Consider the following 23394-nt stretch of genomic DNA (forward strand, 5'->3'; position numbering starts at 1 on the left):
GCGATGGGGAGCGTGCGTCTGTGAAGCGGGAAATTCCCGCGGAAAGCGCCAGAAATGGCGAAATTCCGAAGTTCCAAAAGCCACTCTTCGGAACGACGCCACCTTCCGCCCTGTCAGGTCTCGTTGTTCAGACCTTCCCTAGGGGGCGCAGTTTTACAGATCCTGTTGTTTTCCTTTGCGCTGCAGGTATTTGTCATCCTTGCGCCGTTCTATATGCAGTGGGTGGTGGATCAAGTACTGGTGTCGGGCGATCACGACCTTTTGATGGTAGTTGGCCTGGGGTTCGGCTTGGCGCTATTGCTGCAGATCGGCATCGGACTGCTGCGTGGCTGGTCGGTAGTATATCTGTCGTCCACGCTCGGTCTACAATGGATGACTAATGTCTTTGCGCATCTTCTGAAGTTGCCACTCTTTTTTTTTGAAAAGCGCCATTTAGGCGATGTGACGTCGCGTTTGTCGTCTGTGCAAATCATCCAGAACACACTCACCACCAGTTTCGTCGAGTCAATCATTGATGGGCTGATGACGATCGTAACGCTGGGGCTGATGTTGATATACAGTTGGAAGCTTGCGTTGGTGACCTTGCTGGCGGTTGGTCTTTATTTAGCGATTCGGGCAATTGCCTTTCATCCGATGCGCAACTGCACCGAGCTGCAACTTGTTGCAGCTGCCAAGCAACAAACCCACTTGTTGGAGTCTTTGCGCGGTATTCAGAGTCTGAAGGTCGCAGGTGAGGAATCGCAACGTCGATCTACTTATGAAGGCTTGCTCAATGATACGGTCAACCAGGATGCGCGGTTGGCGCGTATGGGGCTTGGATTCAGCACAGCGAGCCAGCTTGTATTTGGCATAGAGCGGATTGCGGTGATCTGGATTGGTGCCACTATGACGTTGGATAATGTGTTTTCGGTCGGAATGTTGGTCGCCTATCTGGCGTACAAGGACCAGTTTGCTACACGCGTGAGTGCTTTGATCGACAAATGGATCGAGTTCCGCATGTTGCGGCTGTATGGGGAGAGATTGGCCGATATCGTGCTGACGCCGCCGGAATGCGATTACGCATTACCGGAAGTACTGCCGCCGACTGAGCCGCGCATCGAAGTGGAAGGGCTATCCTTTCGGTATGCCGAAGGTGAGCCGTGGGTACTCAAGGGATGTAGTTTCAGCATCCACGCCGGTGAGTCGGTGGCGATCATCGGCCCGTCTGGCTGCGGAAAGACTACGTTGTTGAAGCTTTTGCTTGGTCTGCTGCAGCCGACCGAAGGCGTCATCCGCATCGGCGGTCATGACGTGCATAAGATCGGCCCGCGCAATGTGCACGCGATCGTGGGTGCGGTAATGCAGGACGACCAGTTGTTCGCCGGAAGCATCGCCGACAACATCAGTTTCTTCGACCAGGATTTCGATCTTGAGCGGATCGAGGCGGCAGCGCGGCTGGCAGCGGTCCATGAGGATATCGCTGCAATGCCGATGGGTTACCACGGATTGATTGGCGACATGGGCAGTTCGCTGTCTGGCGGCCAGAAACAGCGAATCATCCTGGCACGGGCGCTATATCGTCAGCCGAAGTTGCTGTTTCTGGATGAAGCCACCAGTCACCTCGACGTGATGTGTGAGCGACTGGTCAATGAGGCGGTCAAGCAGCTGAAGGTAACCAAGGTGCTCGTAGCGCATCGACCTGAGACCATTGCCAGCGCAGACCGGGTGATCGTGCTTGAGCAAGGGCGCGTGGTACAGGAGTTTCATCCCCACGCGGCGCTTTCGGACGTGCTTCCCGCCCGAGATATCGAGCGCGCGCATGGTCCTGCTGTTGTATAAACCCTCAAGAACTCGCTGGTCGGGGCGGTTGACATGGAGCAGGCACAGTGAGGAAGGCGATGGGTTTCAGGAGCGCCGTGGTAGCGGCCAGCATGCTGCTGTCGGGCTGCGCGAGTGACGACTGGGGGACGGCAGGCGCCTCGTCCCCGCCTGCCGATTGCCTGGTGGGCAACGACGATGGCCCGGTGGCGCCGGCCGGTGCAACGGGTGCGCGCAGCCTGCGCGACTCACGCTGCGATCCCACCAAGCAAGCGGAGTCCACCGGCATGCGTGCCGATCCGATCAAGCCGAACTTTGGCAAGCGGAACGAGTGAAGCACCAGCGGCGCGCTGCGACATCGATCGTTGCCACAGCCGCTCTCGATACGGCTCGCGCTGCTAGAATACCGGCCGTTCCCCCCGCCTGCGATGTACGCCATGAGCCAGACCGCCACCGCGCCCGCCAATGCCGAAAAGCGTTACACCGTGCACCGCGGCGACCTGCCGCTGAGCTGCCCGACCCCTGCGATGGCGCTGTGGAACTCGCATCCGCGCGTGTACCTGCCGATCGAAGACGAGCCCAACGGCGAAGCCAAGTGCCCGTATTGCGGCGCGCTGTTCGTGCTCGCCGACTGATACTGGCCGGATGCACCGCCTGACCGTGGTGCAACTGCTGCCGGCACTGCAGTCCGGCGGCGTCGAGCGCTCCACCCTGGAAATCGCTGCCGCGCTGGTGCGCGCCGGTCATCGCGCCGTCGTCGTATCGGCCGGCGGTCGCCTGGTCCAGCCGTTGCTGGACGCTGGCGGCGAGCATCTCACGCTGGAGATCGGCCGCAAATCGTTGCTGACGCTGCGGCATGTGGCCGGCCTGCGTCGCCTGTTCGCCGAACTCGGGGCCGATATCGTGCACGCGCGTTCGCGGCTGCCGGCCTGGCTGGGCTGGTACGCGCTGCGCGGAATGCCCAAGGCGGCGCGGCCGCGTCTGGTGACCACCGTGCACGGGCTCAATTCGCCCAGCCGCTACAGCGCGGTGATGACCTACGGCGAGCGCGTGATCTGCGTGTCCAAGACGGTGCGCGAGTACGTGTGCACGCACTACCCCCAGACCGATCCGGCGCGCCTGCGCACCATTCCGCGTGGGGTGGATATCGCACAGTTCCCGCGCCGGCTGCAGCCGGACCGCCGCGCACGTGCATGGGCGCAGACGCTGCTGCCCGGACTGCCGGCCGATGCACCACTGCTATTGCTGCCGGGCCGCGGCACGCGCCTGAAGGGGCATGCCGATGGTCTGCACCTGCTCGCCGAGATCCGTGCAGCCGGCGTGCCGGCCTTCCTGTGGTTGCCAGGCGCACGCGAGCCCGGGCGCGAAGCGTATGTGCGGGAGCTGGAGACAGAAGCCGCCAAACTGGGCGTTGCCGAGGCCGTCGCCTTGACCGAGCCCACCGCCCGCATCGCCGAGGCCTATGCGGCCAGCGATCTGGTGCTGCAGCTTTCGCGCAAGCCGGAAGCCTTCGGTCGCACCGTGGTGGAGGCGCTGTCGGTCGGCCGTCCGGTACTGGGCTGGGCGCATGGCGGCGTGGGCGAACTGCTGGCCGAGTTGCAACCCAGTGGTGCGGTTGCCGCCTTCGATGCCCAGGCCTTATGCGCGCAGGCACTGCAGTTGCTGCAGCGCGCCCCGGCAGCGCCGGCCGGGATTCCCTACACGTTGCAGGCCATGCAAACGGCCACTCTGAAGGTCTATGACGAACTCCGCCGCTGAGGCCCTCCCGCGGGCGCCCGTGTTGACGCCCGATGCCGGCCGCTGGGCGCCGCTGTGGGTGATCGTGTTCGTGGCGCTGTGGCCTACGCCCGGCCTGGCCGAAACGGTGTTGTCGCTGGGTGCGTTGTTCGCGGCGTACCGCCTGTTGCATGCACGCTTTCGCGGCGGCACGCGCCTGCTCAGCGGCGCGGCCTGGGCGCTGACCAGCGTGTTGTTCCTGGCGTACTGGTTGCCGCAGATGCTGTCGGCGTTCGACGCGGTGGATGCCGGCCGCGCGCTGCGCAAGTCGGCCACCGATCTGCGCTACCTGCCGTTCATGTGGTTGTGCGCCATCGCCGTGGCCAATGCGCAGCGTCGGCGTCGCACCTTTACCGGGCTGGCGGTCATCGGTGGAGTGTGGACGCTGGACGCGCTGCTGCAGCCCGCCTTCGGCACCAGCCCGTTGTTCTTTGGCATCGATCAGATCAAGCAGCTGATCAGCGGCCATGGCCTGTGCACGGCCCAGGAGCTGGCGCTGGTGGACAGGTTGAGCGGCGTGTTGGGCCCCTGCAATCTGAAGTTCGGGCAGACCCTGGCCAGCCTGTCGCCGTTCCTGTTGCTGGCGTTGGGGCGGCGTCATGTCTTGGCCTGGCTTGTCGGTGCGGCGGCGGTCGGCATCGTGTTGGTGTTGGCTGGCTCGCGCGCATCGTGGATCACCTATGGCGTGATCATGCTGCTGTCGGGTTGGCAGCTGCTGGGCGGGCGTCGTTTACTGGCTGTGGCGGTGGCCGGCGCACTGCTGGCCGTAGCGCTGGTGGCGGTGGCGCCACAGGCGCGCGAGCGCATCCAGCGCACCACGCTGGCGTTCGGCAATGGCGAACAGGGCGTGGACCAGGCCCTGTCCGGGCGCGCCCAGATCTGGGGCGCGGCGCTGTGCATGATCCGCGAGCATCCGCTCAACGGCGTGGGTGCGCGCGGGTTCCGGCAGGCCTATCAGGCCTGCAATCCAGCACCTGGCCGAGCGCCGGCATGGGGCGACGGGCCGGCCTTTCATGCGCATCAGATCGTGCTCGAAATCCTGGCCGAAACCGGCGTGATCGGCTTGCTGCTGTGGCTGGCCGGCGCGGCGCAGGCGTGGCGCGCGTGGCGCTACTCAAGCGTGGTGGCGCGCGAGCAGGCGCGGCCGGCAATGATCGCGCTGGTGGCCACGGTCTTTCCGTTCAACACCCATCTGGCGTTCTATTCCAGCTTCTGGGGCGGACTGAGCCTGATGCTGGCCGGGCTCTATGCCGGTGCCTTGCTCAACGACGATGCGGACCGCGTGTCGCAGTAACGCGGTGCGTAAGGGTGATCGGCACCGCGTCGATTTGCGAGCGTGCAGCGGCAACGCCCACACCTGCATTGCAGGCGTTCGCCGGCCCGGCGTCAGCGATAGAACGCGCTACGCCCCCCCGGCTGGCGCTTGAAGCGCCGATGGATCCACAGGTACTGGTCCGGCGCTTCGCGCACCATGTCTTCGATCGCGGCATTGACCTGCGTGGTATCGGCGATGACGTCATCGGACGGAATGTCGGCCAACGGCGGCGCGATCTTGAGGATGTAACGGCCACCCTCGCGACGATGGAAGTAGGGCACTACCGCGCAGCCGGTCAACCGCGCCAGCTGATGCGTGGCGGTGATGGTGGAGGCCGGATGTCCGAAGAACGGCACGAACACGGTGTCCTTGCCGCGCATGTCCTGATCCGGCGCATACCACAGAAAACCGCCGCGCTTGAGATGCTTGATGGTGGCGCGCAGGTCTTCGTTGGCGAACATGTGCGTGGCATAGCGCAAGCGCCCACGCTTGACTGCCCACTCGAACACCGGGTTGCGATGCCTGCGGTACATGCCGGCCAGCGGCACGTGGTCGCAGAGCAGGCGCCCGCACATTTCCAGTGTCATGAAGTGGCCGGACACCAGCAACACGCCGCGCTTTTGCTGTTGCAGTTGCTGCAGATGCTCCAGGCCCTCGATCTGCACGCCAGGTCGAATGGCATCGATGCTGCCCCACCAAGCGCGCGCGAACTCGAACAGGCCTACGCCGAGCGCGTCGAAACTGTCGCGCAAAAGCCGCGCTCGCCAGGCATCGTCCTGTTCGGGGAAACACAGTTCGAGGTTGACCTCGGCCGCGCGCCGACGTGTGCCCGCCAGGCGCATCGCAAGCCAGCCCACGCCGCGGCCCACTGCACGTTGCAGCGTCCAGGGCAGGCGCCCGGCCACCACCATCACCACCAGGCCCAGATACATCGGCCAATGCTTGGGGTTGCGCAGGGAAGGGCGGACGGCGACGTTGGCGGGCTCGGACATGCGCCAATTCTAGAGCGTGTTATGCACTTTGAGATGAGATGCATTGGCCGCTGACGGCCAACCCTCCGGGAAGCGCCCTGTGGCGCACCGATACTGCGTGCGCGCCTTGCCCAGGCGGCCGGCCTGGGCCGCAGCACACGCCTTGTCTCGACGCGCCACAGGACGCTTCGCACTCACCTCACAGTACATAACACGCTCTAAGGGATTGCATCCAGCCGGCAGCGTGCACATGCGCACGCACGGACGCTCCCGTATCCTGCACCCATGCGGAAAGATCCGATCGAATGGCTGTTGCGCGGGCTGTACTCGGCGCTGCTCTACTTGTTGTTGCCGGTCACGGTGTACCACCTGGTATGGCGTGGCTTTCGCGTGCGCGAATACTTCAATCGCTGGAACGAGCGCTATGCGTCCTACACGCATGCCTGTGGGCGGCCACGGGTATGGGTGCACGCAGTGTCGGTGGGCGAGGTCAACGCGGCCGCGCCGCTGGTCAACGCGCTACGTGCGCAGCGCCCGGATATCCGTTGGGTCATCACCACCATCACCCCCACCGGCTCCGAGCGCGTGCGCGCGCTGTGGGGCGATGCGGTGGACCATGTGTACCTGCCCTACGACGTACCCGGCAGCGTGGGGCGGTTTCTCGAACACTTCCGCCCGCGCCTTGCGTTGATCCTGGAAACCGAGCTGTGGCCGAACATGTTGTTCGGCTGCCGCGATCGCCAGATTCCGGTGTACATCCTCAATGCGCGATTGTCGGCGCGTTCGTTGCGCGGTTATCGGTTGCTGGCACCGTTGATCAGTCGTGCGCTGCGCACCGTCACCTGCGTGGCGGCGCAGTCGCAGGACGATGCCGAGCGGTTCGTCACCCTGGGCGTGCGCCCGGATCAGGTGATCGCGTTGGGCAATCTCAAGTTCGATATCGCCGCGCCGGCGCAATTGCAGGCGTTGGTCGCGCAGTTCCGCATGCACGTGCCGGCCACGCGCCCGGTGTGGATCGCCGCCAGCACGCACGAAGGCGAAGAGGCGGCCGTCGCCGATATCCACGCACGTGTGCTGCTGCAATTTCCGGACTTGCTGCTGTTGTGGGCGCCGCGCCATCCCGAGCGCTTTGCCAAGGTCGAGACATTGGCACGCGAGCGCGGTTGGCGCGTTGCCACGCGCAAGACCCAGCAATGGCCGCAGGCAGGCGACAAGGTATTCGTCATCGACACCCTGGGCGAGCTGATGAGCTTCTATGCGTGCGCGCAGGTGGCTTTCGTCGGTGGCAGCTTGCAGCCGATCGGCGGACACAACCTGCTCGAGCCGGCCGCCGTCGGCACGCCGGCAATCACTGGCCCGCATCTGCATAACTTCTCGGAGATTTCGCGGCGCATGCGCCAAGCCGATGCCGTTGCCATCTGCGAGGATGCCGAGTGCGTCTACCAGGCGTTGGCGCGCCTGCTCGCCGACCCCGCACAACGCCAGGCGATGGCCACTGCGGGCCTGGCGCTGGTCGCCAATGGCAAGGGCGCCGTGACCCGCACCTTGGTTCAGATCGCTCCCGATCTGCCGCCGCTGGCGAGCGAGGGCGTTGCGGCGTGAGGTCTGTCGCCCGGTGCGTGGCTGCGTGCATGGACGTGCTGCACTCCACCGAGGCGTGACCCCGGATTGCAGCCTTCGTTGCGTTCGGCGGTGAGAGCGTGCGCCAGGGAGTGAGACGCGCGTGGTCGGATCGCTCCGGTCGCATGCTGCATGCCGGAGTTGCCGGTTTACCGTACTTGCAACAGACCTCACAACAGGTGCGCATGCAGTTGCATCGCGCACAAAAAAAGCGGGCCTGGGCCCGCTTTCTCGTGCATCCCGTGGGTCTTACTGCAACGAACCACTGCCCTGCAGCTTGGATTCGGCATCCTGCGACAGCAGGCGATTGACATCCTGCAGGTCGGTGATGTCGAGCTTGCCGATGGCCTGGCCCAGCAGCAGGCGGTTCTGCAGGAAGTTGTAACGCGACTGCGCGTAATTCAGCTGCGCCTGGAACAGCGTGCGCTGGTTTTGCACCACGTCCAGCACGGTGCGCGTGCCGACTTCCAGGCCCACCTGCGAGGCGTCGTAGGCGGCCTGCGCCGACACCACGGCCAGACGGCGGGCTTCCACTTCGCTGATACCGGCAACGACGGTCTGGTAGGCATTGCGGGTGTTGCGATCCAGCGCGCGCTTCTGCTGCTCGTAGGTGTCCTGCTGGATGTCGCGTTGCGACAGTGCCTGGCGCACGGCCGACTGGGTCGCACCGCCGGCAAAGATCGGAATCGTCAGCGTGATGCCGACCGAATCGGTATCGATATTACGGCCTGCGGTGGTGAAGTTGCCCGCCGCCTCATCGACCGTTCCCTGGCCACCCCAGCTATTGCTGCGGCCGACATTGGCACCCAGGCTCAGCGTGGGCAGATGGCCGGCACGCGCAGCACTGACCTGCGCCTCGGCAGCGCTGACCTGCAACTGCTGCGCCTTCAGCGCGGGATTGTCGGCGATCGCGGTGGCAACCAGCTGATCCACATTGCTGTAGGCGGCCGGTACTTCGGGGCGGAACTCATCCGGCAATGCGCGCAAGCCGACCACGGGCTGGCCGGTCAGCTCGGTCAGAGCCTGGTAGTAGTCCTTGAGCGTATTGCGCGCGGTGATGGTGTCTGCACGCGCCTGGTCGTACTGGGCGCGGGCTTCGTGCACGTCGGTGATCGGCGCAAGACCCACTTCCAGACGCTTGTCGGCGTAGTCGAACTGCTTCTTTGCGGCCGCTTCGTTGGTCTCGGCTGCCGCCAGCGACTCGATCCCCACCAGTACCTGGAAATACGCCGCCGAGGTGCGGGTGATCAGGTCGTTGTTGGCCGATGCCAGGGTGAAATCCGCAGCCTTGGCCACTTCGCGCTGCGCACGCAGGTTGGAAAACTGCGCCCAGTTGAAGATGGTCTGGCTGCCCTGAATCGCGTACTGGCGCTGCTTGGTCGTGGAACGGCCATCGACGCCCTCCAGCTCGCGATGCGACTGGGTGTAGCCGGCGCTACCGTCCAGCTGCGGCAACAACGCCGCACGCGCCTGCACCTGACCTTCCCGATTGACCAGACGCGTGGACTCGGCCACGGCCAGCTGCGGATCGCCGTTGCGGGCCATTTCGTAGACCTGCAGCAGGTCGGTGGCGTGCGCAGCCATGGGAGACAGGGCGGCGGCCAGGGCCAGAACGAGGGATCGGCGGATCATCGGGGAAGCTTCCTTGGGAATCAGAATTGGAATCGGGGCGTCGGTGCGGCGCCCTGGAGATAGGCGAGGTCGGTTTCGAACAACGATTCGATGCGCGGGGCGTTGACGTCGCCACGGACCAGGACCGCTTCCATCACCGGGTCGTGACCGCGCACGACGAACAGCCGGCCGTTCGGGCGCAACCACTGCAGCCACTGGACGGGCAGCGTGTCGACCGCGCCGGTCACGCAGATGGCGTCGAAGCGACGCTCGCTCTGCCAGCCGAAGACGTCGGCGGTTTCGATGCGGACGTTGCTGCCCAGGCCGGTGCGATCCAGATTGGCGCGTGCGGCGGCGGCCAGCGCCGGATCGATCTCCAGGCTAAGGACTTCGCGTGCCAGTGCGGCCAGGCAGGCGGTGGCAAAGCCGCTGCCGGTGCCGACTTCCAGGACGTCCTCGCCTGGTTGCAGATCCAGTGCCTGCAACATGCGGCCTTCGACCACCGGCTTCATCATCTTGTGGCCGGCCGACAGCGGAATTTCCACGTCGACATAGGCCAGCGTCTTGTAGGCCTCCGGCACGAAGGCTTCGCGCGGCATGCGCGCCAGCACGTCGAGTACGCGCAGGTCCAGCACGTCCCACGGCCGGATCTGCTGCTCGACCATCTTTTCGCGGGCCTGGGTGAAATCGATCGTCATGATGCGGGTATCCAACGCGGTGGGGCGAACATTTTACCGGTGCGCGAGGCGCCTGGCGCATCTAGCATCGCCGCGCGCTGGCATCCGGCGCAGTGCCGGAAGTCATCGCCACCAAAGGCCGGGGCGCTCAGCGCGGCGCATAGGCCCTCAAAAAGAAGTCCACGCTGGTGTCGATGTGCTCATTGACCTGGGCGCGGGTGGGCTGGCCGTGCAGGCCGCACATCATCAAGGCGTAGAGCTCGCCCTTGAGCAGGCAGAAGAATTGCGAGGCGGCGCGTGCGACCTCCGGGATCTCCAGCTGGCCGTCGGCCACCCGTGCGGACAGGAAATCCGCCAGCGCCCGCTGCGTGCGCTTGGGGCCTGCATCCCAGAACATCTCGCGGATATGCACGTCGCCGGTCCCCGGCGCCATCATCATGCGGTGGGTGGAGATGGCCGATTCGGTGCTGACCATGGCGAAGAACGCATGGGCGATCTCGGTGAGCTGGTCGCGCAATGCGCCCTTGGGCGCGTGATCGAACAGGTCGTCCGGCATCATGTGCTGGCACTGTGCGCGGATCGCCTCGGAAAACAGGCTCTCCTTGTCGCCGAAGTGGCTATACACGGTCAGTTTGGAGACGCCGGCCTGTGCGGCGATCCCATCCATGCTGACCCCTGCATAGCCCTGCTCCATGAACATGGTGCGGGCGGCACCGAGGATGGCGGCACGCTTTCCAAGATCCTTGGGACGACCAGGGCCGTTGCTCTTGGTCTTGGAATTGAGAGGGGACGAGCTGGACATGCCGCCAATACTAGACCATCGGGTTCTATATTTATACTCGGCGCCGAATCGGTACGTTAACGGTTCCGTCTGCCCGGTTCCCGGTGTCGTGCCGCTCCCGGCAGCTGTCAGGGATCCACCGAAGGCAGCGCAAAAACCCCGGTGATAAATTTGCCGTAGGCCTGCCGGTGCATACGGTAGGTATCTCCAGCAGGCACGGACGAGGGGACGGGGAGCGTGGGAAGGGGCGGTACGCAGGCGCACACAAGCTGCGTTCGCAGCACGTGCGTGCGGCGGATCGGGCAGGCGTGGCTGTGGCTGCTGTGGTGCTGCGCAGTGCTCAACGCCTGGCCGGCCGGCGCGCAGGTGCTCAAACACACCGCTTACCACACCGTCACGCGCTGGAACATGGACGACGGCCTGCCGCACAACCTGGTGCACGCGGTGGCCCAGGGCGAAGACGGGCTGATCTGGCTGGGTACCTGGGAAGGCGTGGCGCGCTTCAATGGGCGCGACTTCACCGTGTACGACCGCCAGAACACTCCCGGCGTCGAGCTGGGCGGGGTCTTCGTGGTGGTGCGCGACAGCACCGGCGGGATGCTGTTCGGTACTGCGTTCGACGGTGTCTACCACTATCAGGATGGTCACTGGCAGCAGCTGGGGGATGCGTCGGCGCGGCATCTTGCGGTCAGTGCCCTGCTGCGGCGTGCCGATGGCGCGCTGTGGGTGGGCACGCCGCAGACGCTGTACCGCATCGAGGGCGACGGGCGGGTGGTCGACGTCGGCCGCCAGACCGGCTTGCCGCGTGCGCGCGTCACCGCCCTGTCTGCAGACGAAAGCGGCGACCTGTGGGTTGGCACCGAGGTCGGCCTGTATCGCCTGCCGCGCGATGGCGGCCAGGCTGCGGCCTGGGGCAGGGTGCACGGGATGCGCGATGCGCCGGTGCGGCGGTTGGCCAGCGACCGGCAGGGCGGCCTGTTGGTCGCTGGCGACGACGGCGTGTGGTGGTGGAGCCGCGGCGGTGGCCTGCAGCGTTTCCGCCAGGGCCAACGCGTGGATTCGGTGTTGCTGGACCGCCGTGGGCACCTGTGGATGAGCCTGTCTTCGGGAATGCTGGTGGTGCACAGCGGCCCGAACGACCCGGACGAGCAGATCGCCATCTCCGGCGTCGCCAGCCCGGCGCTGCTGGAGGACGCCGAAGGCCTGATCTGGGTCGGCAGCACCCACGGGCTGTTCCGTATTGCCGAGGGCGCCGCGCATGGTGTCACCCACGACGAAGGCCTGAGTTCGGACTACGTGCGCTGCGTGCTGCAGACCGGCCAGGGCACGGTATGGGTGGGTAACGCCGTCGGCCTGGATCGTTGGCGCGACGGCACCATCAGCCGCGTGTCGCTGTCGCCCAGCGAAGGTGGGCGTGTGCTCGAGCAGTCGGTGCTGGCGCTGGCCGATGCTGGCGATGGCGGCGTCTGGGCCGGTACCTATAGCCAGGGCGTGGTGCGTCTGGACGCGCAAGGCCACGTGCTGGTGCGCATCGGCGCGGCCGATGGCCTGCCCTCCATGTCGGTGCGTGCGGTGTTGCCGGACGGCGACGATCTGTGGATCGGCACCACCGCCGGGTTGGTGCGCTGGCGCAATGGCAAGGCGCGTCGCTACACCGCAGCCGATGGCGTACCCGATGGCTCGGTGCAGGTGTTGTACCGCGATGCGCAGGGCATCGTCTGGATCGGCACCGATCGCGGTGTGACCGCGCTGTCGCCGGACGGCAGCACCCGCGCCTGGCTGGGCGAGCAGGATTTCCCGGGACAGAACGCCTTCGATTTCCTGCGCGATGCCGCTGGCGATGTGTGGATTGCCAGCGATCGCGGCCTGCTGCGGTTGCGCGGCGACAGCTTCCGCGTCTACGACCACCGGGTCGGGCTACCGCGCGACAAGGTGTTTCGGGTGATCGACGACGGTCGTGGCTATTTCTGGTTGTCGAGCAACCACGGGGTGTTCCGCATCGCACGCGATAACTTCGACCAGCTCGATGCGGGCACGCGCGAGCAATTGAGCGTGGAAGTGGTCGACCGCAGCGACGGCATGCCCAGCAACCAGGGCAACGGCAGCAGCGCACCGGCCGGCTGGCTGACCCGGTCCGGGCAGTTGCTGTTCCCCACCGCCGCGGGCCTGGGCGTGATCGACCCGGCCCGCGTGGGGACCTTGCAAGGCCATCGGCTGCCGATCGTCTTCGAGCGTCTGCTGGTCGATGGCATGGTGCAGCCGCTCAGTGGCCCGCACCGGTTCGGTGCCGAGACGCGGCGTATCGCGATCGCGTACGCCGGGCTGAATTTCCGCGGCCCGGACAAGGTGCGGTATCGCTATCGGCTGGAAGGCTTCGACCCGGAGTGGGTGGATGCCGACAATGCCAGCGAAGCGGTCTACACCAATTTGCCGCCGGGCCGCTTCCGCTTCCGCGTGCAAGCGATGTCGCTACCAGTGGACTGGCGGCAAAACGACCTGCTGGGCGAAGCCAGCCTGGTCATCGAACTGGCGCCGCCGTGGTGGCGCCGGGGCGAAGTGATCGGCCTGGGCATCCTCGCCCTGGCCAGCGTGATCTACGGGTTTTACTTATGGCGTACCGCCAGCTATCGCCTGCGTCAGCGCCAGCTCAATACCGTCATCGACCGGCGCACGCGCGAACTGAGCGACAAGAACCTGGCGCTGCAGCAGGCCAGCCAGGAGCGCGAAGCGTTGATGCGCCAGCTCGAACACCGCGCCAGCCACGATGTGCTGACTGCGCTGCCGAACCGGCGCGAAGCCGAGCGCGTGTTGCAGCAATGGTTCGACGAGGCGCACGCCGGTGGCGCGGCGTTGGCGCTGGCGTTGATGGATATCGATCACTTCAAGCGTATCAATGACGACTACGGCCATGAGGTCGGCGATGCGGTGCTGTCGGCCATCGGCGAGGTGTTGGGCGAGCAGGATCAGGCGCACTGCTTCGCCGCGCGTCACGGTGGCGAAGAATTCCTGCTGGCGGCTACCGGACTGGATGCGGTACAGGCGCGCGCGCTGTTCGAGCGCATGCGACAGCGACTGGCCGACATCGAAGTCGATGCGCAAGGCATGACGGTGCGTTGCACCGCCAGCATGGGCATGGCGATGAGCGAGGAAGCGCCCAGCCGGCGCGAATTGCTGGCGTTGGCCGACCGTCGTCTGTACGAAGCCAAGCGGCAGGGGCGGGATCGCTTGATCGGGCCGTAAGACGTTGCTTAGGCCCGTGAACGGCTGGATGCTGGAGCGATGCAGCACACGTGTTGTGACAGCGCACGGCTGGTGTGTGGCGAAGAACAATCGCAGCATTGCGGGCCGGTTCGCGGCATCGCCGAGTCCGCAAGCCGCGTGTGCATGACGCATCGCACTGCTCGTGCGGTCGTGCCGAGATCGACCTGCTGACGTCATCTTTCGCCGACGCGTGCAGCACGCTGCAGACATATCGCCCGCAGCCTACGCCTGCGCCGGATCCGCCTGCGCGTGCAACAACGCAACAAACGCCTGCGCAGCGCGCGACAAGGTGCGCCCGCCATGGGTGACGCAACCCAGCTCGCGGGATAACGCGACATCGGCCAGCGGCAGCGCCACGATCTGATGGTCGATCATGCGCTCGGGCAACACGCTCCACGCCAGGCCCACCGACACCAGCATCTTGATCGTTTCCAGGTAATTGGTGGTCATGCGCAGACTCGGCACCAGACCGCGCTCGGCGAACAGGTTGGCAACGATGCGATGGGTGAAGGTGCCTGGATCGGGCAATACCGCCGGGTGCGTCACCACATCGTCCAGCGACACCGCAGGCAGTGCTGCCAATGGGTGGTCGGGTGCAACCACGAACTGCAAGCGGTCATGCCAGATCGGCTGCGCGCGCAGCGGAGCGCGCGTGTCCGGTGCCAGGGTTGTCACTGCCAGTTCCACCTCGCCGCGCAGCACCGCGGCGTACGCCAACTCCGAATCCAGGAACTGGATGTCCAGCGCCGCCTGCGGATGTCGCGTGGCAAAACCGCGCAACAAGGCCGGCAGGCGGTGCAGACCCACATGGTGGCTGGTGGCCAGACTCAAGCGGCCGCCAACGGCTGCGCCCAAATGCTCCAGCACGCGGCGGGTGTCCTGCAGCTCGGCCAGGATGCGTTGCGCGCGCGGCAGCAACGCCTGTCCGGCTTCGGTCAGCACCACCTGCCGGCCCAGGCGATCGAACAGCCGCGCCGACAATTGCGCCTCCAGGAGTGCGATGCGTTTGCTCACCGCTGGCTGGGTCAGGTGCAAGGCCTCGCCGGCTGCCGAAAAGCTGCCGCTCTCGGCGATCGCCACGAAGGCATTGAGGCTCGCCAGGTCCATTGCTATTCCTAAAATTCATTTCTTGAATAAACAATATGAATTTGCGTAATCCAAGGCAAGCTCCTAGCATCGATCTCAGCCAGGTGGGCGCACCCACCATCCGCCACTCGGATTGCCGCGATGACTGCCAAGACCCTGTACGACAAGCTGTGGGAACTGCACGAGGTCACACGCCGTGACGATGGTTCGTCGCTGATCTACATCGACCGCCACATCCTGCACGAAGTGACCTCGCCGCAAGCTTTCGAAGGCCTGCGCCTGGCCGGGCGCAAGCCGTGGCGCATCGACGCCAATATCGCCACGCCCGATCACAACGTGCCGACCACGCGCGCCGAGCGCCAGGGCGGGCTGGAGTCGATTTTCGACGAGGTCTCGCGCCTGCAGGTGCAGACGCTGGACGAGAACTGCGACGACTTCGGCATCCTCGAGTTCAAGATGAACGATGCGCGCCAGGGCATCGTGCATGTGGTCGGCCCGGAGCAGGGCGCCACCCTGCCGGGCATGACCGTGGTCTGCGGCGATTCGCATACCTCCACCCATGGCGCATTCGGCGCGCTGGCGCATGGCATCGGCACCTCCGAGGTCGAGCACGTGCTGGCCACGCAGTGCCTGATCGCCAAGAAGATGAAGAACATGCAGGTGCGCGTGGAAGGCACGCTGCCGTTCGGGGTGACCGCCAAGGACATCGTGCTGGCGGTGATCGGCAAGATCGGCACCGCCGGCGGCAACGGACATGCGCTGGAATTTGCCGGCAGCGCCATCCGCGCGCTGTCGATGGAAGGCCGCATGACCATCTGCAACATGTCCATCGAAGCCGGTGCGCGTGTGGGCATGGTGGCCGTGGACGAGAAGACGATTGCCTACGTCAAAGGGCGCCCGTTCGCCCCCAAGGGCGCCAACTGGGAGGCGGCGGTCGCGTTATGGAGCACGCTGGTCTCCGACCCGGACGCGCACTTCGATACCGTGGTGGAGTTGCGTGCCGAAGACATCAAGCCGCAGGTCAGCTGGGGCACTTCGCCGGAAATGGTGCTGGCCATCGATCAGCACGTGCCCGATCCGGCCATCGAGCAGGACCCGACCAAGCGCGATTCGATCGAGCGCGCGCTGAAATACATGGGGCTGAAGGCCAACCAGCCGATCACCGCCATCCGCCTGGATCGCGTGTTCATCGGCTCGTGCACCAATTCGCGCATCGAAGACCTGCGTGCCGCGGCCGCAGTGGCCAAGGGCCGCAAGGTCGCTTCCAGCATCAAGCAGGCCTTGGTGGTGCCGGGCTCGGGGCTGGTGAAGGCACAGGCCGAAGCCGAAGGCCTGGACAAGGTGTTTCTGGATGCCGGCTTCGAATGGCGCGAGCCAGGCTGCTCGATGTGTCTGGCCATGAACCCGGACAAGCTGGGGAGCGGCGAGCATTGCGCTTCGACCTCCAACCGCAACTTCGAAGGCCGCCAGGGCGCCGGTGGCCGCACGCATCTGGTCAGCCCGGCGATGGCGGCGGCTGCGGCGGTGAGCGGTCATTTTGTCGATGTGCGTGAACTGCAGGGAATCGAGAGTCGGGAATAGGGAATCGCAAAGTCCTGCTTCCCGCTCTGCCCATTCCCGACTCCCCATTCCCCATTCCCGGCCTCTCTCAATGACTCCTTTCACCCAACACACCGGACTGGTCGCGCCGCTGGATCGCGCCAATGTCGATACCGACCAGATCATTCCCAAGCAGTTCCTCAAGTCGATCAAGCGCACCGGCTTCGGGCCGAACCTGTTCGACGAGTGGCGCTATCTGGATATCGGCGAGCCTGGTCGCGACAACAGCACGCGCCCGCTCAATCCGGAATTCGTGCTCAATTTCCCGCGCTATCAGGGTGCCAGCGTATTGCTGGCCCGGGAAAACTTCGGCTGCGGTTCCTCGCGCGAGCATGCGCCGTGGGCGCTGGACGAATACGGCTTTCGCACCGTGATCGCGCCGAGCTTTGCCGACATCTTCTACAACAACAGTTTCAAGAACGGGCTGCTGCCGATCGTGCTGGCCGAAGCGCAGGTCGATGCATTGTTCGAACAATGCCTGGCGACCGAGGGCTACCAGCTCACCGTGGATCTGGCCGCGCAGCGCGTACGCCGCCCCGATGGCGTGGAGTACGGCTTCGATATCGATGCCTTCCGCAAACACTGCCTGCTCAATGGCCTGGACGATATCGGCCTCACCTTGCAGGACGCCGATGCCATCGGGCGCTTCGAGCAAGGCCATCGCGCGCGCCAACCGTGGTTGTTTGGCGCGTTGCAGTAGTGTCGAGCGGCAGATGCGCGCGCTCACCGCGCTGCGTGCGGACTGCATTGGATTGATGTCAATGACGCTGCGGCGTCACTTCACGAGGATGGCATGAGCAAGCAGATTCTGATTCTTCCCGGCGACGGGATCGGGCCGGAGATCATGGCCGAAGCGGTCAAGGTGTTGAAGCGCATTGATGCGCAACACGGTCTGGGTTTCCAGTTGGTGTATGACGAGCTGGGCGGCGCTGCGTACGATAAATACGGCAGCCCATTGGCCGATGAAACACTGGAGCGTGCGCGTGGCGCCGATGCGGTGCTGCTGGGTGCGGTGGGTGGCCCGCAGTGGGACACCATCGACCCGTCGCTGCGCCCGGAGCGCGGGTTGCTCAAGATCCGCTCGCAGCTGGGCTTGTTCGCCAACCTGCGGCCGGCATTGCTGTATCCGCAGCTGGCCGATGCGTCCACGCTCAAGCCGGAGGTGGTGGCCGGGCTGGATCTGCTGATCCTGCGCGAACTCACTGGCGGCATCTATTTCGGCCAGCCGCGTGGTAACCGCACCCTGGACAACGGCGAACGCCAGGCGTACGATACCTTGCCGTATAGCGAGAGCGAGATTCGTCGCATCGCCAAGGCCGGCTTCGACATGGCACGCCTGCGCGGCAAGAAGCTGTGTTCGGTCGACAAGGCCAACGTGCTGGCATCAAGCCAGCTATGGCGTGCAGTGGTCGAAGAAGTGGCCAAGGACTACCCGGATATCGCGCTGTCGCATATGTATGTGGACAACGCAGCGATGCAGTTGGTGCGTGCTCCCAAGCAGTTCGACGTGATCGTGACCGACAACATGTTCGGCGACATCCTGTCCGACCAGGCATCCATGCTCACCGGTTCCATCGGCATGCTGCCTTCGGCCTCGCTGGATGCCAACAGCAAGGGCATGTACGAACCCTGCCATGGCTCGGCACCGGATATCGCCGGCAAGGGCATCGCCAATCCGCTTGCCACGATCCTGTCGGTGGCGATGATGTTGCGCTACACCTTCGCGCAGGCCGATGCCGCAGACGCAATCGAGCGCGCGGTCGGCAAGGTCCTCGACCAGGGCCTGCGCACCGCCGACATCTGGTCCGAAGGCACCACCAAGGTTGGCACCGTGGCGATGGGCGATGCGGTGGTGGCTGCGCTCTAGGTTCTGCGTTCGTTCTTGTGGTTGTGAGTGCCAGCGGCCATCGTTTGACGACGATGGCCGCTTTCGTTTGCGTTGTTCGGGTGTGGTGTTGTGTTGTTTGAGCGATCGAAGCGCGACTTGCACTGCCTGCAAGTGAGCAGTTCTACGCAGGCGGTGCTTGCCTGAGCGGTCGGTCGAGGCAGCGCCAGCAGCAACCCAATACGCTCGTAGCAGACATCGAAGGCCAGATGCCAGAACGGCCAGCAGATCGCTCTGCTGGCCGTCAGATTTGCAGCGCTCAGCGAGCCACCGCTTTATGCCACCGCAGCGGTCTTGCTGGCGACCACGCCACGCTCGCGCTGACGCAACAAGCGGTTGGCCACATCGAGCCACGCAAGTGCGCTGGCCTCGATGATGTCCTTGCTGGTGCCGGTGCCTTCGTATTCCACGCCGTCGTGGCGCACGCTCAGGCTGGCTTCGCCGCGCGCGTCCGCACCGATGCCCACGCTGTGCACCTGGTAGCTGTCCAACTCCAGCTTCACGCCGGTGGCCGAGGCCAAGGCGCCGAAGAGCGCATCCACTGGCCCGTTGCCCTGCGCGGTTTCAGCCACACGGTTGCCTTCCGGGTCGGACAACTCCACCAACGCGTTGGCGCGGCTGCCCACGTCGCTGATGGTCATCGACGCCAGGCGATAGCCTTCCTGCACCGTGGCATCCTGCATCAATGCCTGCAGATCGGCATCGGTCACCACGCGCTGCTTCTCGCACAGCGCCTTGAACTGTTCGAACACCAATTTGACCTCTTCTTCCTCCAGCAGATAACCCAGCGCGCGCAGCCGCTGCTCGACCGCGGCGCGGCCGCTGTGGCGGCCCAGTACCATTTGCGAGGATTCCCAGCCCACATCTTCCGGGCGCATGATTTCGTAGGTGCCACGATGGCGCAGCATGCCGTGCTGATGAATGCCCGATTCGTGCGCGAAGGCGTTGCCGCCCACGACTGCCTTGTTGCGCTGCACCGGCATGCCGACCAGGCGTTGCAACAATTGCGAGGTGGACACGATACGCGGCGTATTGATTGCCGAATCGATGTTGTAGAACGCACCGCGCACTTTCAGCGCCATGGTGATTTCTTCCAGCGCGCAATTGCCCGCGCGCTCACCGATGCCATTGATGGTGCATTCCACCTGGCGCGCACCGCCTTCGATGGCCGCCAGCGAGTTGGCCACCGCCAGGCCCAGGTCGTTGTGGCAGTGCGCGCTGAAGATGACCTTGTCGGCACCTTCCACGCTGGCGATCAGGCGCGAGAACATGCCGCGGATTTCTTCCGGCGTGGTGAAGCCGACCGTGTCGGGCAAATTGATCGTGGTGGCGCCGGCGGCGATCGCCACACGGGTGACCTCGGCCAGGAAATCTTCTTCGGTGCGGGTTGCATCTTCGGCAGAAAATTCCACATCGTCGATATAGCCGCGCGCCAGCGTCACATGCCGGTGCACCGATTCCAGCACCTGCTCGCGGCTCATGCGCAGTTTGTGCTCGCGGTGCAGCGGGCTGGTGGACAGGAACACATGCAGGCGCGGGTTTGCGGCTGTCTCCAGCGCCTTGGCCGAGGTTTCGATATCGGCCTGCAGGCAGCGCGACAACACTGCCAGGGTGGGGCGGCGCAGTTCACGGCCCATCATCGCCACCGCTTCGCGGTCCGAATGCGAGCTGGCAGGAAAACCGGTTTCGATGATGTCCACGCCGAGTTCGTCCAGCGCGCGCGCCATGACCAGCTTCTGCTGGGGCGTCATGCTGCAGCCGGGGGATTGCTCGCCGTCGCGCAGGGTGGTGTCGAAAATTCGGATACGCGGGGTCTGGTTGGATACGGTCGTGTTCACCAGGAAGACTCCTCTACGGCGATGGCGGTGACAGGCGTTGAAGCGACTGCGGATGGGCGGGAAAGAACGGGTGTGGCGGGTGGCGGATTGGCGCTGCGTTCGCTGCGGAGTCGCTCGGTATTGCGACGGCGCGGCTTGCGAGGCGGACGCGGCCGCACCTCGGACAAGAGTGTGGCCAGCACGGTTGCGTCGATATTACCGCCAGAGACCACTGCACATTTGCGTTTGCCGGAAACGCGGCGACCGGCGGCCAGCGCGAGGGCGCCGGCGCCCTCGGCAATGACGTGTTCTTCCAGTGCCAGGCGCACCAATGTTTCGCGCAATTCGGCCTCGCGCACGATCACCACATCATCGAGCAGGCTCGAGCACAGGCGGCGCGTGAGCAGGCCTGGAATCTTGACCTTCACGCCATCGGCGAGCGTTGGCACCGGGGTGATTTCGCGCAGATCGCCGCGGACGGCGCGCGCCATCGAATCCACCCCTTCCACCTGCGCCCCGACCACGCGCACGCCTTGCGACTTCAAGGCTAGCGCCACGCCGGAAGCCAGGCCGCCGCCGCCGATCGGCACGATCACCACGTCCGGCGCATGCGCCGCCAGCTCGATGCCGACGGTGCCCTGGCCGGCGATCACGTCCGGGTCGTCGAAGGCGGACAGGAAGCGATAGCCGTTCTGCTCGGCCAGCTCGCGCGCAAATGCGAACGCTTCATCGTAGCTGTTGCCGTGCTGGCGTACGGTGGCGCCCCAATGCGCGACACCGGCAATCTTGGTCTGCGGCGCGCCATAGGGCATCACCGTGATGGCCTGCACACCCAGCCGGTACGCCGACCACGCCACACCTTGTGCGTGGTTGCCGGCCGAGGCGCAGATCACCGGACGCTCATCGCCGCGTTCCAGCCCGGCCAGCAACGCATTCAATGCGCCGCGCACCTTGTAGGAACCGGTGCGCTGCAGATTCTCCAGCTTCAACCACACACCGAAGCGTTCGGCGTAGTGCAGCGGCGTGGGCGACAGGTACTTGCGCAGGCGTGCCTGCGCGGCCAGGACGTCGGCCACGCTGACGGCCACGCCGACGGCCACGTCGCCTACCTCTGGCTCCTGTGCGGAAGGGCGGCCGGAATCAGGCATTGCGGCACGCGCGCGGGCGATCCGGAAGAAGACACCTCCGGACGGCAGTCTGATGGTCGCGCGAGGTCTGCATGCTCATGCCGCCGCCTCGATCGATTCCAGTGCGGTGATCACCACCGATTCGCAGTCGTAGACCTTTTCCAGCTGCAGGCGCAGCGTTTCCGGCGGACGGTTGCTGTCCACATCCAGCAGCAGATGCCAGCGCCCGGCATCGTCTGGCGCTGCTGCGCCCTGGATCGCGCATGGGCGGAAGCCGCGGCGTTCGGTCATGCCGATCACCCGCACCAACGCGCCTTCTGCCGGCTTCAGCACCAGATCAAGCCGGTAACGCATGCGATGTCTCCTTGGCCGCGTGTGCGGGATTGCTGTCCAGCATGGTGCTGTTGGCGTTGTTGGGCGGCACCAGCGGCCACACATTGGCGCGCGCGTCGATGGCGACATGCAACAGGCCGGGACCGGGCTGCGCCAGCAAATCGGCCAGTGCCGCATCCACGTCACCGCGGGCGATGATGCGCTTGGCCGGGATGCCGAACACCTGCGCCAGCGCCGCAAAATCCGGGTTGTCGGACAGGTCGATCTCGCTGTAGCGCTCGGCAAAGAACAGTTCCTGCCACTGCCGCACCATGCCCAGCGAGCTGTTGTCCAGCAGCACGATCTTCACCGGCAGCTTGCAGCGCGCAATGGTCACCAGCTCCTGCACGTTCATCATGAAACTGCCGTCGCCGGAAACCAGCACCACGGTGCGGTCAGGGCAGGCGAACTGCGCGCCCATCGCGGCCGGCAGACCGAAGCCCATGGTGCCGAGCGCGCCGCTGGTGAGGTGATTGCGCGGGTCGTTGAAGCGGCAATGCTGCGCCACCCACATCTGATGCTGACCCACATCGCAGGCGATGATGGTGTCGGCCGGAGCCACTTCGCTCAGGCGCTTGAGCAGCGCCGGGGCATAGATGTCGGTACCGGGCGCGTCGTAACGCGCGCCGAATTTTTCGCGGTTGGCAAAACAACGCGTGCGCCAGGCCTGGCAGTTGGCCCGGGCTGCGCTCAGTGCCTTGAGACTGGTGGCCACGTCGCCGGGCACTGCGATGTCGGCAGTGCGCAGCTTGGAAATTTCATACGCGTCGGCATCCAGGTGGATGACGCGCGCAAACGGTGCGAACTCGCTCAGCTTGCCGGTGGCACGGTCGTCGAAGCGCGCACCGACCACCACCAGCAGATCGCATTCCTGGATGGCCATGTTGGCCGCACGGGTGCCGTGCATGCCCAGCATGCCCAGGTAATCGGGATGCGCATGCGGCAGCGCACCCAGGCCGCGCAAGGTCAGCGCGGTCGGGATGCCGGTGGCTTCGACAAAGCGCCGGAACGGCTCCACCGCGCCCGCTAGCGCGATCCCGCCCCCGCCGTACACCACCGGGCGTTCGGCGCCGGCGATCGCCGCCAGTGCTTCGGCCAGTTTCGCGTCCGCTGGCGCCGGCGGCGGCTGCACGGCTGCCGGAACATGCGGCGGCAGATGCGAGGCATCTGCCACCTGCACGTCCTTGGGCAGGTCGATCAGCACCGGCCCGGGACGTCCTTCGCGCGCGATGCGAAATGCCTGGCGCACCATCTCCGGAAGCTCCTCCACGCGCCGCACCAGAAAGCTGTGCTTGACGATCGGCATGGTCATGCCGAACACGTCCAGCTCCTGGAATGCATCGGTGCCCAGCAACGGGGTGGCGACCTGGCCGGTCAGGCAGATCATCGGCACCGAGTCGAGCATCGCATCGGCGATGCCGGTGACCAGGTTGGACGCGCCCGGGCCGGAGGTGGCCAGGCACACGCCGACCCGGCCGCTGGCACGGGCATAGCCGTTGGCAGCCAGTGCAGCGCCCTGTTCGTGACGAACCAGGATGTGCTTGAGCCTGGAATCCACCAGGGCATCGTAGAACGGCATGATGGTGCCGCCCGGATAGCCGAATAGCGTTTCCACGCCTTCGGCTTCCAGGGCCTGCGTCAGCCAGCGCGCGCCATTGCGGGGCGTGCTGTGTGCGGAGGTGTTCATGCGTTGCGGACC

The 23394-nt window shown here is 65.4% G+C and carries 18 protein-coding genes and 2 pseudogenes; 10 read left to right on the plus strand and 10 right to left on the minus strand.

The window, feature by feature from the left end; all coding sequences use genetic code 11:
* Nucleotides 1–147: 147 nt before the first annotated feature.
* The 5 genes and pseudogenes from J7360_RS14200 to J7360_RS14220 all read left to right on the plus strand — a co-directional run.
* A pseudogene (locus J7360_RS14200) lies at nucleotides 148–1818 on the plus strand (peptidase domain-containing ABC transporter); the annotation flags it as partial.
* Between the two features lie 92 nt (nucleotides 1819–1910).
* Complete coding sequence (locus J7360_RS14205; protein ID WP_042676142.1) at nucleotides 1911–2132, plus strand: hypothetical protein; 222 nt, start codon at nucleotides 1911–1913, stop codon at nucleotides 2130–2132.
* Nucleotides 2133–2234: 102 nt separating this feature from the next.
* Complete coding sequence (locus tag J7360_RS14210; protein WP_003483377.1) at nucleotides 2235–2432, plus strand: zinc-finger domain-containing protein; 198 nt, start codon at nucleotides 2235–2237, stop codon at nucleotides 2430–2432.
* A gap of 10 nt (nucleotides 2433–2442) precedes the next feature.
* A complete protein-coding gene (locus J7360_RS14215) occupies nucleotides 2443–3555 on the plus strand; it encodes a glycosyltransferase (protein WP_057661131.1) in 1113 nt (370 codons plus the stop codon).
* Nucleotides 3536–4867: an O-antigen ligase gene (locus tag J7360_RS14220; protein ID WP_057661129.1), complete on the plus strand. Its 1332-nt coding sequence runs from the start codon at nucleotides 3536–3538 to the stop codon at nucleotides 4865–4867. Before J7360_RS14215 ends, J7360_RS14220 begins: the two co-directional genes overlap by 20 nt.
* A 92-nt stretch (nucleotides 4868–4959) precedes the next feature.
* Here the strand turns inward: J7360_RS14220 and J7360_RS14225 are convergent, their stop codons facing one another.
* Nucleotides 4960–5880, minus strand: coding sequence for an LpxL/LpxP family Kdo(2)-lipid IV(A) lauroyl/palmitoleoyl acyltransferase (locus J7360_RS14225; RefSeq protein WP_057661127.1), 921 nt, complete (start codon nucleotides 5878–5880; stop codon nucleotides 4960–4962).
* Nucleotides 5881–6144: 264 nt separating this feature from the next.
* Between J7360_RS14225 and waaA the strand changes: the two genes are divergently transcribed.
* On the plus strand, nucleotides 6145–7461 hold the full coding sequence (gene waaA / locus J7360_RS14230; RefSeq protein ID WP_209034120.1) for a lipid IV(A) 3-deoxy-D-manno-octulosonic acid transferase: 1317 nt from the start codon (nucleotides 6145–6147) through the stop codon (nucleotides 7459–7461).
* Nucleotides 7462–7728: 267 nt separating this feature from the next.
* On the opposite strand, the gene J7360_RS14235 is transcribed toward waaA, so the two are convergent.
* From J7360_RS14235 to J7360_RS14245, 3 genes are all read right to left on the minus strand, one after another.
* A complete protein-coding gene (locus tag J7360_RS14235; RefSeq protein WP_007967744.1) occupies nucleotides 7729–9111 on the minus strand; it encodes a TolC family outer membrane protein in 1383 nt (460 codons plus the stop codon).
* Nucleotides 9112–9131: 20 nt separating this feature from the next.
* Complete coding sequence (locus tag J7360_RS14240; protein ID WP_007967742.1) at nucleotides 9132–9788, minus strand: protein-L-isoaspartate O-methyltransferase; 657 nt, start codon at nucleotides 9786–9788, stop codon at nucleotides 9132–9134.
* Nucleotides 9789–9915: 127 nt separating this feature from the next.
* Complete coding sequence (locus tag J7360_RS14245; RefSeq protein WP_057661125.1) at nucleotides 9916–10569, minus strand: TetR/AcrR family transcriptional regulator; 654 nt, start codon at nucleotides 10567–10569, stop codon at nucleotides 9916–9918.
* A gap of 216 nt (nucleotides 10570–10785) precedes the next feature.
* On the opposite strand from J7360_RS14245, the gene J7360_RS14250 reads away from it, so the two are divergent.
* Nucleotides 10786–13788: a two-component regulator propeller domain-containing protein gene (locus J7360_RS14250; protein WP_007973353.1), complete on the plus strand. Its 3003-nt coding sequence runs from the start codon at nucleotides 10786–10788 to the stop codon at nucleotides 13786–13788.
* Nucleotides 13789–14031: 243 nt separating this feature from the next.
* Here J7360_RS14250 and J7360_RS14255 read toward each other — a convergent pair whose 3' ends face one another.
* On the minus strand, nucleotides 14032–14916 hold the full coding sequence (locus J7360_RS14255) for a LysR family transcriptional regulator (RefSeq protein WP_007967737.1): 885 nt from the start codon (nucleotides 14914–14916) through the stop codon (nucleotides 14032–14034).
* Between the two features lie 120 nt (nucleotides 14917–15036).
* Between J7360_RS14255 and leuC the strand changes: the two genes are divergently transcribed.
* The gene (gene leuC, locus J7360_RS14260; RefSeq protein ID WP_057661121.1) at nucleotides 15037–16476 is read left to right on the plus strand and encodes a 3-isopropylmalate dehydratase large subunit; all 1440 of its coding nucleotides are present in this window, start codon (nucleotides 15037–15039) and stop codon (nucleotides 16474–16476) included.
* On the opposite strand, the pseudogene J7360_RS21425 reads toward leuC, so the two are convergent.
* Nucleotides 16451–16543: pseudogene (locus tag J7360_RS21425) on the minus strand (16S rRNA (cytosine(1402)-N(4))-methyltransferase); the annotation flags it as partial. The gene leuC and the pseudogene J7360_RS21425 overlap by 26 nt on opposite strands.
* A gap of 3 nt (nucleotides 16544–16546) precedes the next feature.
* Between J7360_RS21425 and leuD the strand changes: the two are divergent.
* Nucleotides 16547–17194, plus strand: a complete 648-nt coding sequence (gene leuD / locus J7360_RS14265) for a 3-isopropylmalate dehydratase small subunit (RefSeq protein WP_007967735.1) — start codon at nucleotides 16547–16549, stop codon at nucleotides 17192–17194.
* A 93-nt stretch (nucleotides 17195–17287) separates the two neighbouring features.
* Nucleotides 17288–18361 carry a 3-isopropylmalate dehydrogenase gene (gene leuB, locus J7360_RS14270; RefSeq protein WP_007967734.1) on the plus strand — a complete coding sequence of 358 codons (1074 nt, stop codon included), beginning with the start codon at nucleotides 17288–17290 and terminating at the stop codon, nucleotides 18359–18361.
* A 293-nt stretch (nucleotides 18362–18654) separates the two neighbouring features.
* Here leuB and J7360_RS14275 read toward each other — a convergent pair whose 3' ends face one another.
* The 4 genes from J7360_RS14275 to ilvG all read right to left on the minus strand — a co-directional run bounded on the left by J7360_RS14275 (nucleotide 18655) and on the right by ilvG (nucleotide 23382).
* On the minus strand, nucleotides 18655–20217 hold the full coding sequence (locus J7360_RS14275) for a 2-isopropylmalate synthase (protein WP_022558520.1): 1563 nt from the start codon (nucleotides 20215–20217) through the stop codon (nucleotides 18655–18657).
* Nucleotides 20214–21344, minus strand: a complete 1131-nt coding sequence (locus J7360_RS14280; protein ID WP_057661120.1) for a threonine dehydratase — start codon at nucleotides 21342–21344, stop codon at nucleotides 20214–20216. Before J7360_RS14280 ends, J7360_RS14275 begins: the two co-directional genes overlap by 4 nt.
* A 75-nt stretch (nucleotides 21345–21419) precedes the next feature.
* The gene (locus J7360_RS14285) at nucleotides 21420–21677 is read right to left on the minus strand and encodes an ACT domain-containing protein (RefSeq protein ID WP_022558522.1); all 258 of its coding nucleotides are present in this window, start codon (nucleotides 21675–21677) and stop codon (nucleotides 21420–21422) included.
* Nucleotides 21661–23382: an acetolactate synthase 2 catalytic subunit gene (ilvG, locus tag J7360_RS14290; protein WP_057661118.1), complete on the minus strand. Its 1722-nt coding sequence runs from the start codon at nucleotides 23380–23382 to the stop codon at nucleotides 21661–21663. Before ilvG ends, J7360_RS14285 begins: the two co-directional genes overlap by 17 nt.
* Nucleotides 23383–23394 lie beyond the last annotated feature (12 nt).

The sequence above is a fragment of the Xanthomonas sp. D-99 genome, from assembly GCF_017746145.1.
Lineage (GTDB): Bacteria > Pseudomonadota > Gammaproteobacteria > Xanthomonadales > Xanthomonadaceae > Xanthomonas > Xanthomonas cissicola.

Excerpts from the sequence above, each read along its gene's own strand:
- J7360_RS14245 (WP_057661125.1), bottom strand. The coding sequence starts at position 10,569 with ATGTCCAGCTCGTCCCCTCTCAATTCCAAGACCAAGAGCAACGGCCCT.
- J7360_RS14220 (WP_057661129.1), top strand. The coding sequence starts at position 3,536 with ATGACGAACTCCGCCGCTGAGGCCCTCCCGCGGGCGCCCGTGTTGACG.
- leuC (WP_057661121.1), top strand. The coding sequence starts at position 15,037 with ATGACTGCCAAGACCCTGTACGACAAGCTGTGGGAACTGCACGAGGTC.
- leuD (WP_007967735.1), top strand. The coding sequence starts at position 16,547 with ATGACTCCTTTCACCCAACACACCGGACTGGTCGCGCCGCTGGATCGC.
- J7360_RS14235 (WP_007967744.1), bottom strand. The coding sequence starts at position 9,111 with ATGATCCGCCGATCCCTCGTTCTGGCCCTGGCCGCCGCCCTGTCTCCC.
- J7360_RS14210 (WP_003483377.1), top strand. The coding sequence starts at position 2,235 with ATGAGCCAGACCGCCACCGCGCCCGCCAATGCCGAAAAGCGTTACACC.
- waaA (WP_209034120.1), top strand. The coding sequence starts at position 6,145 with ATGCGGAAAGATCCGATCGAATGGCTGTTGCGCGGGCTGTACTCGGCG.
- leuB (WP_007967734.1), top strand. The coding sequence starts at position 17,288 with ATGAGCAAGCAGATTCTGATTCTTCCCGGCGACGGGATCGGGCCGGAG.
- J7360_RS14205 (WP_042676142.1), top strand. The coding sequence starts at position 1,911 with ATGCTGCTGTCGGGCTGCGCGAGTGACGACTGGGGGACGGCAGGCGCC.
- J7360_RS14215 (WP_057661131.1), top strand. The coding sequence starts at position 2,443 with ATGCACCGCCTGACCGTGGTGCAACTGCTGCCGGCACTGCAGTCCGGC.
- J7360_RS14285 (WP_022558522.1), bottom strand. The coding sequence starts at position 21,677 with ATGCGTTACCGGCTTGATCTGGTGCTGAAGCCGGCAGAAGGCGCGTTG.
- J7360_RS14255 (WP_007967737.1), bottom strand. The coding sequence starts at position 14,916 with ATGGACCTGGCGAGCCTCAATGCCTTCGTGGCGATCGCCGAGAGCGGC.
- ilvG (WP_057661118.1), bottom strand. The coding sequence starts at position 23,382 with ATGAACACCTCCGCACACAGCACGCCCCGCAATGGCGCGCGCTGGCTG.
- J7360_RS14280 (WP_057661120.1), bottom strand. The coding sequence starts at position 21,344 with ATGCCTGATTCCGGCCGCCCTTCCGCACAGGAGCCAGAGGTAGGCGAC.
- J7360_RS14240 (WP_007967742.1), bottom strand. The coding sequence starts at position 9,788 with ATGACGATCGATTTCACCCAGGCCCGCGAAAAGATGGTCGAGCAGCAG.
- J7360_RS14225 (WP_057661127.1), bottom strand. The coding sequence starts at position 5,880 with ATGTCCGAGCCCGCCAACGTCGCCGTCCGCCCTTCCCTGCGCAACCCC.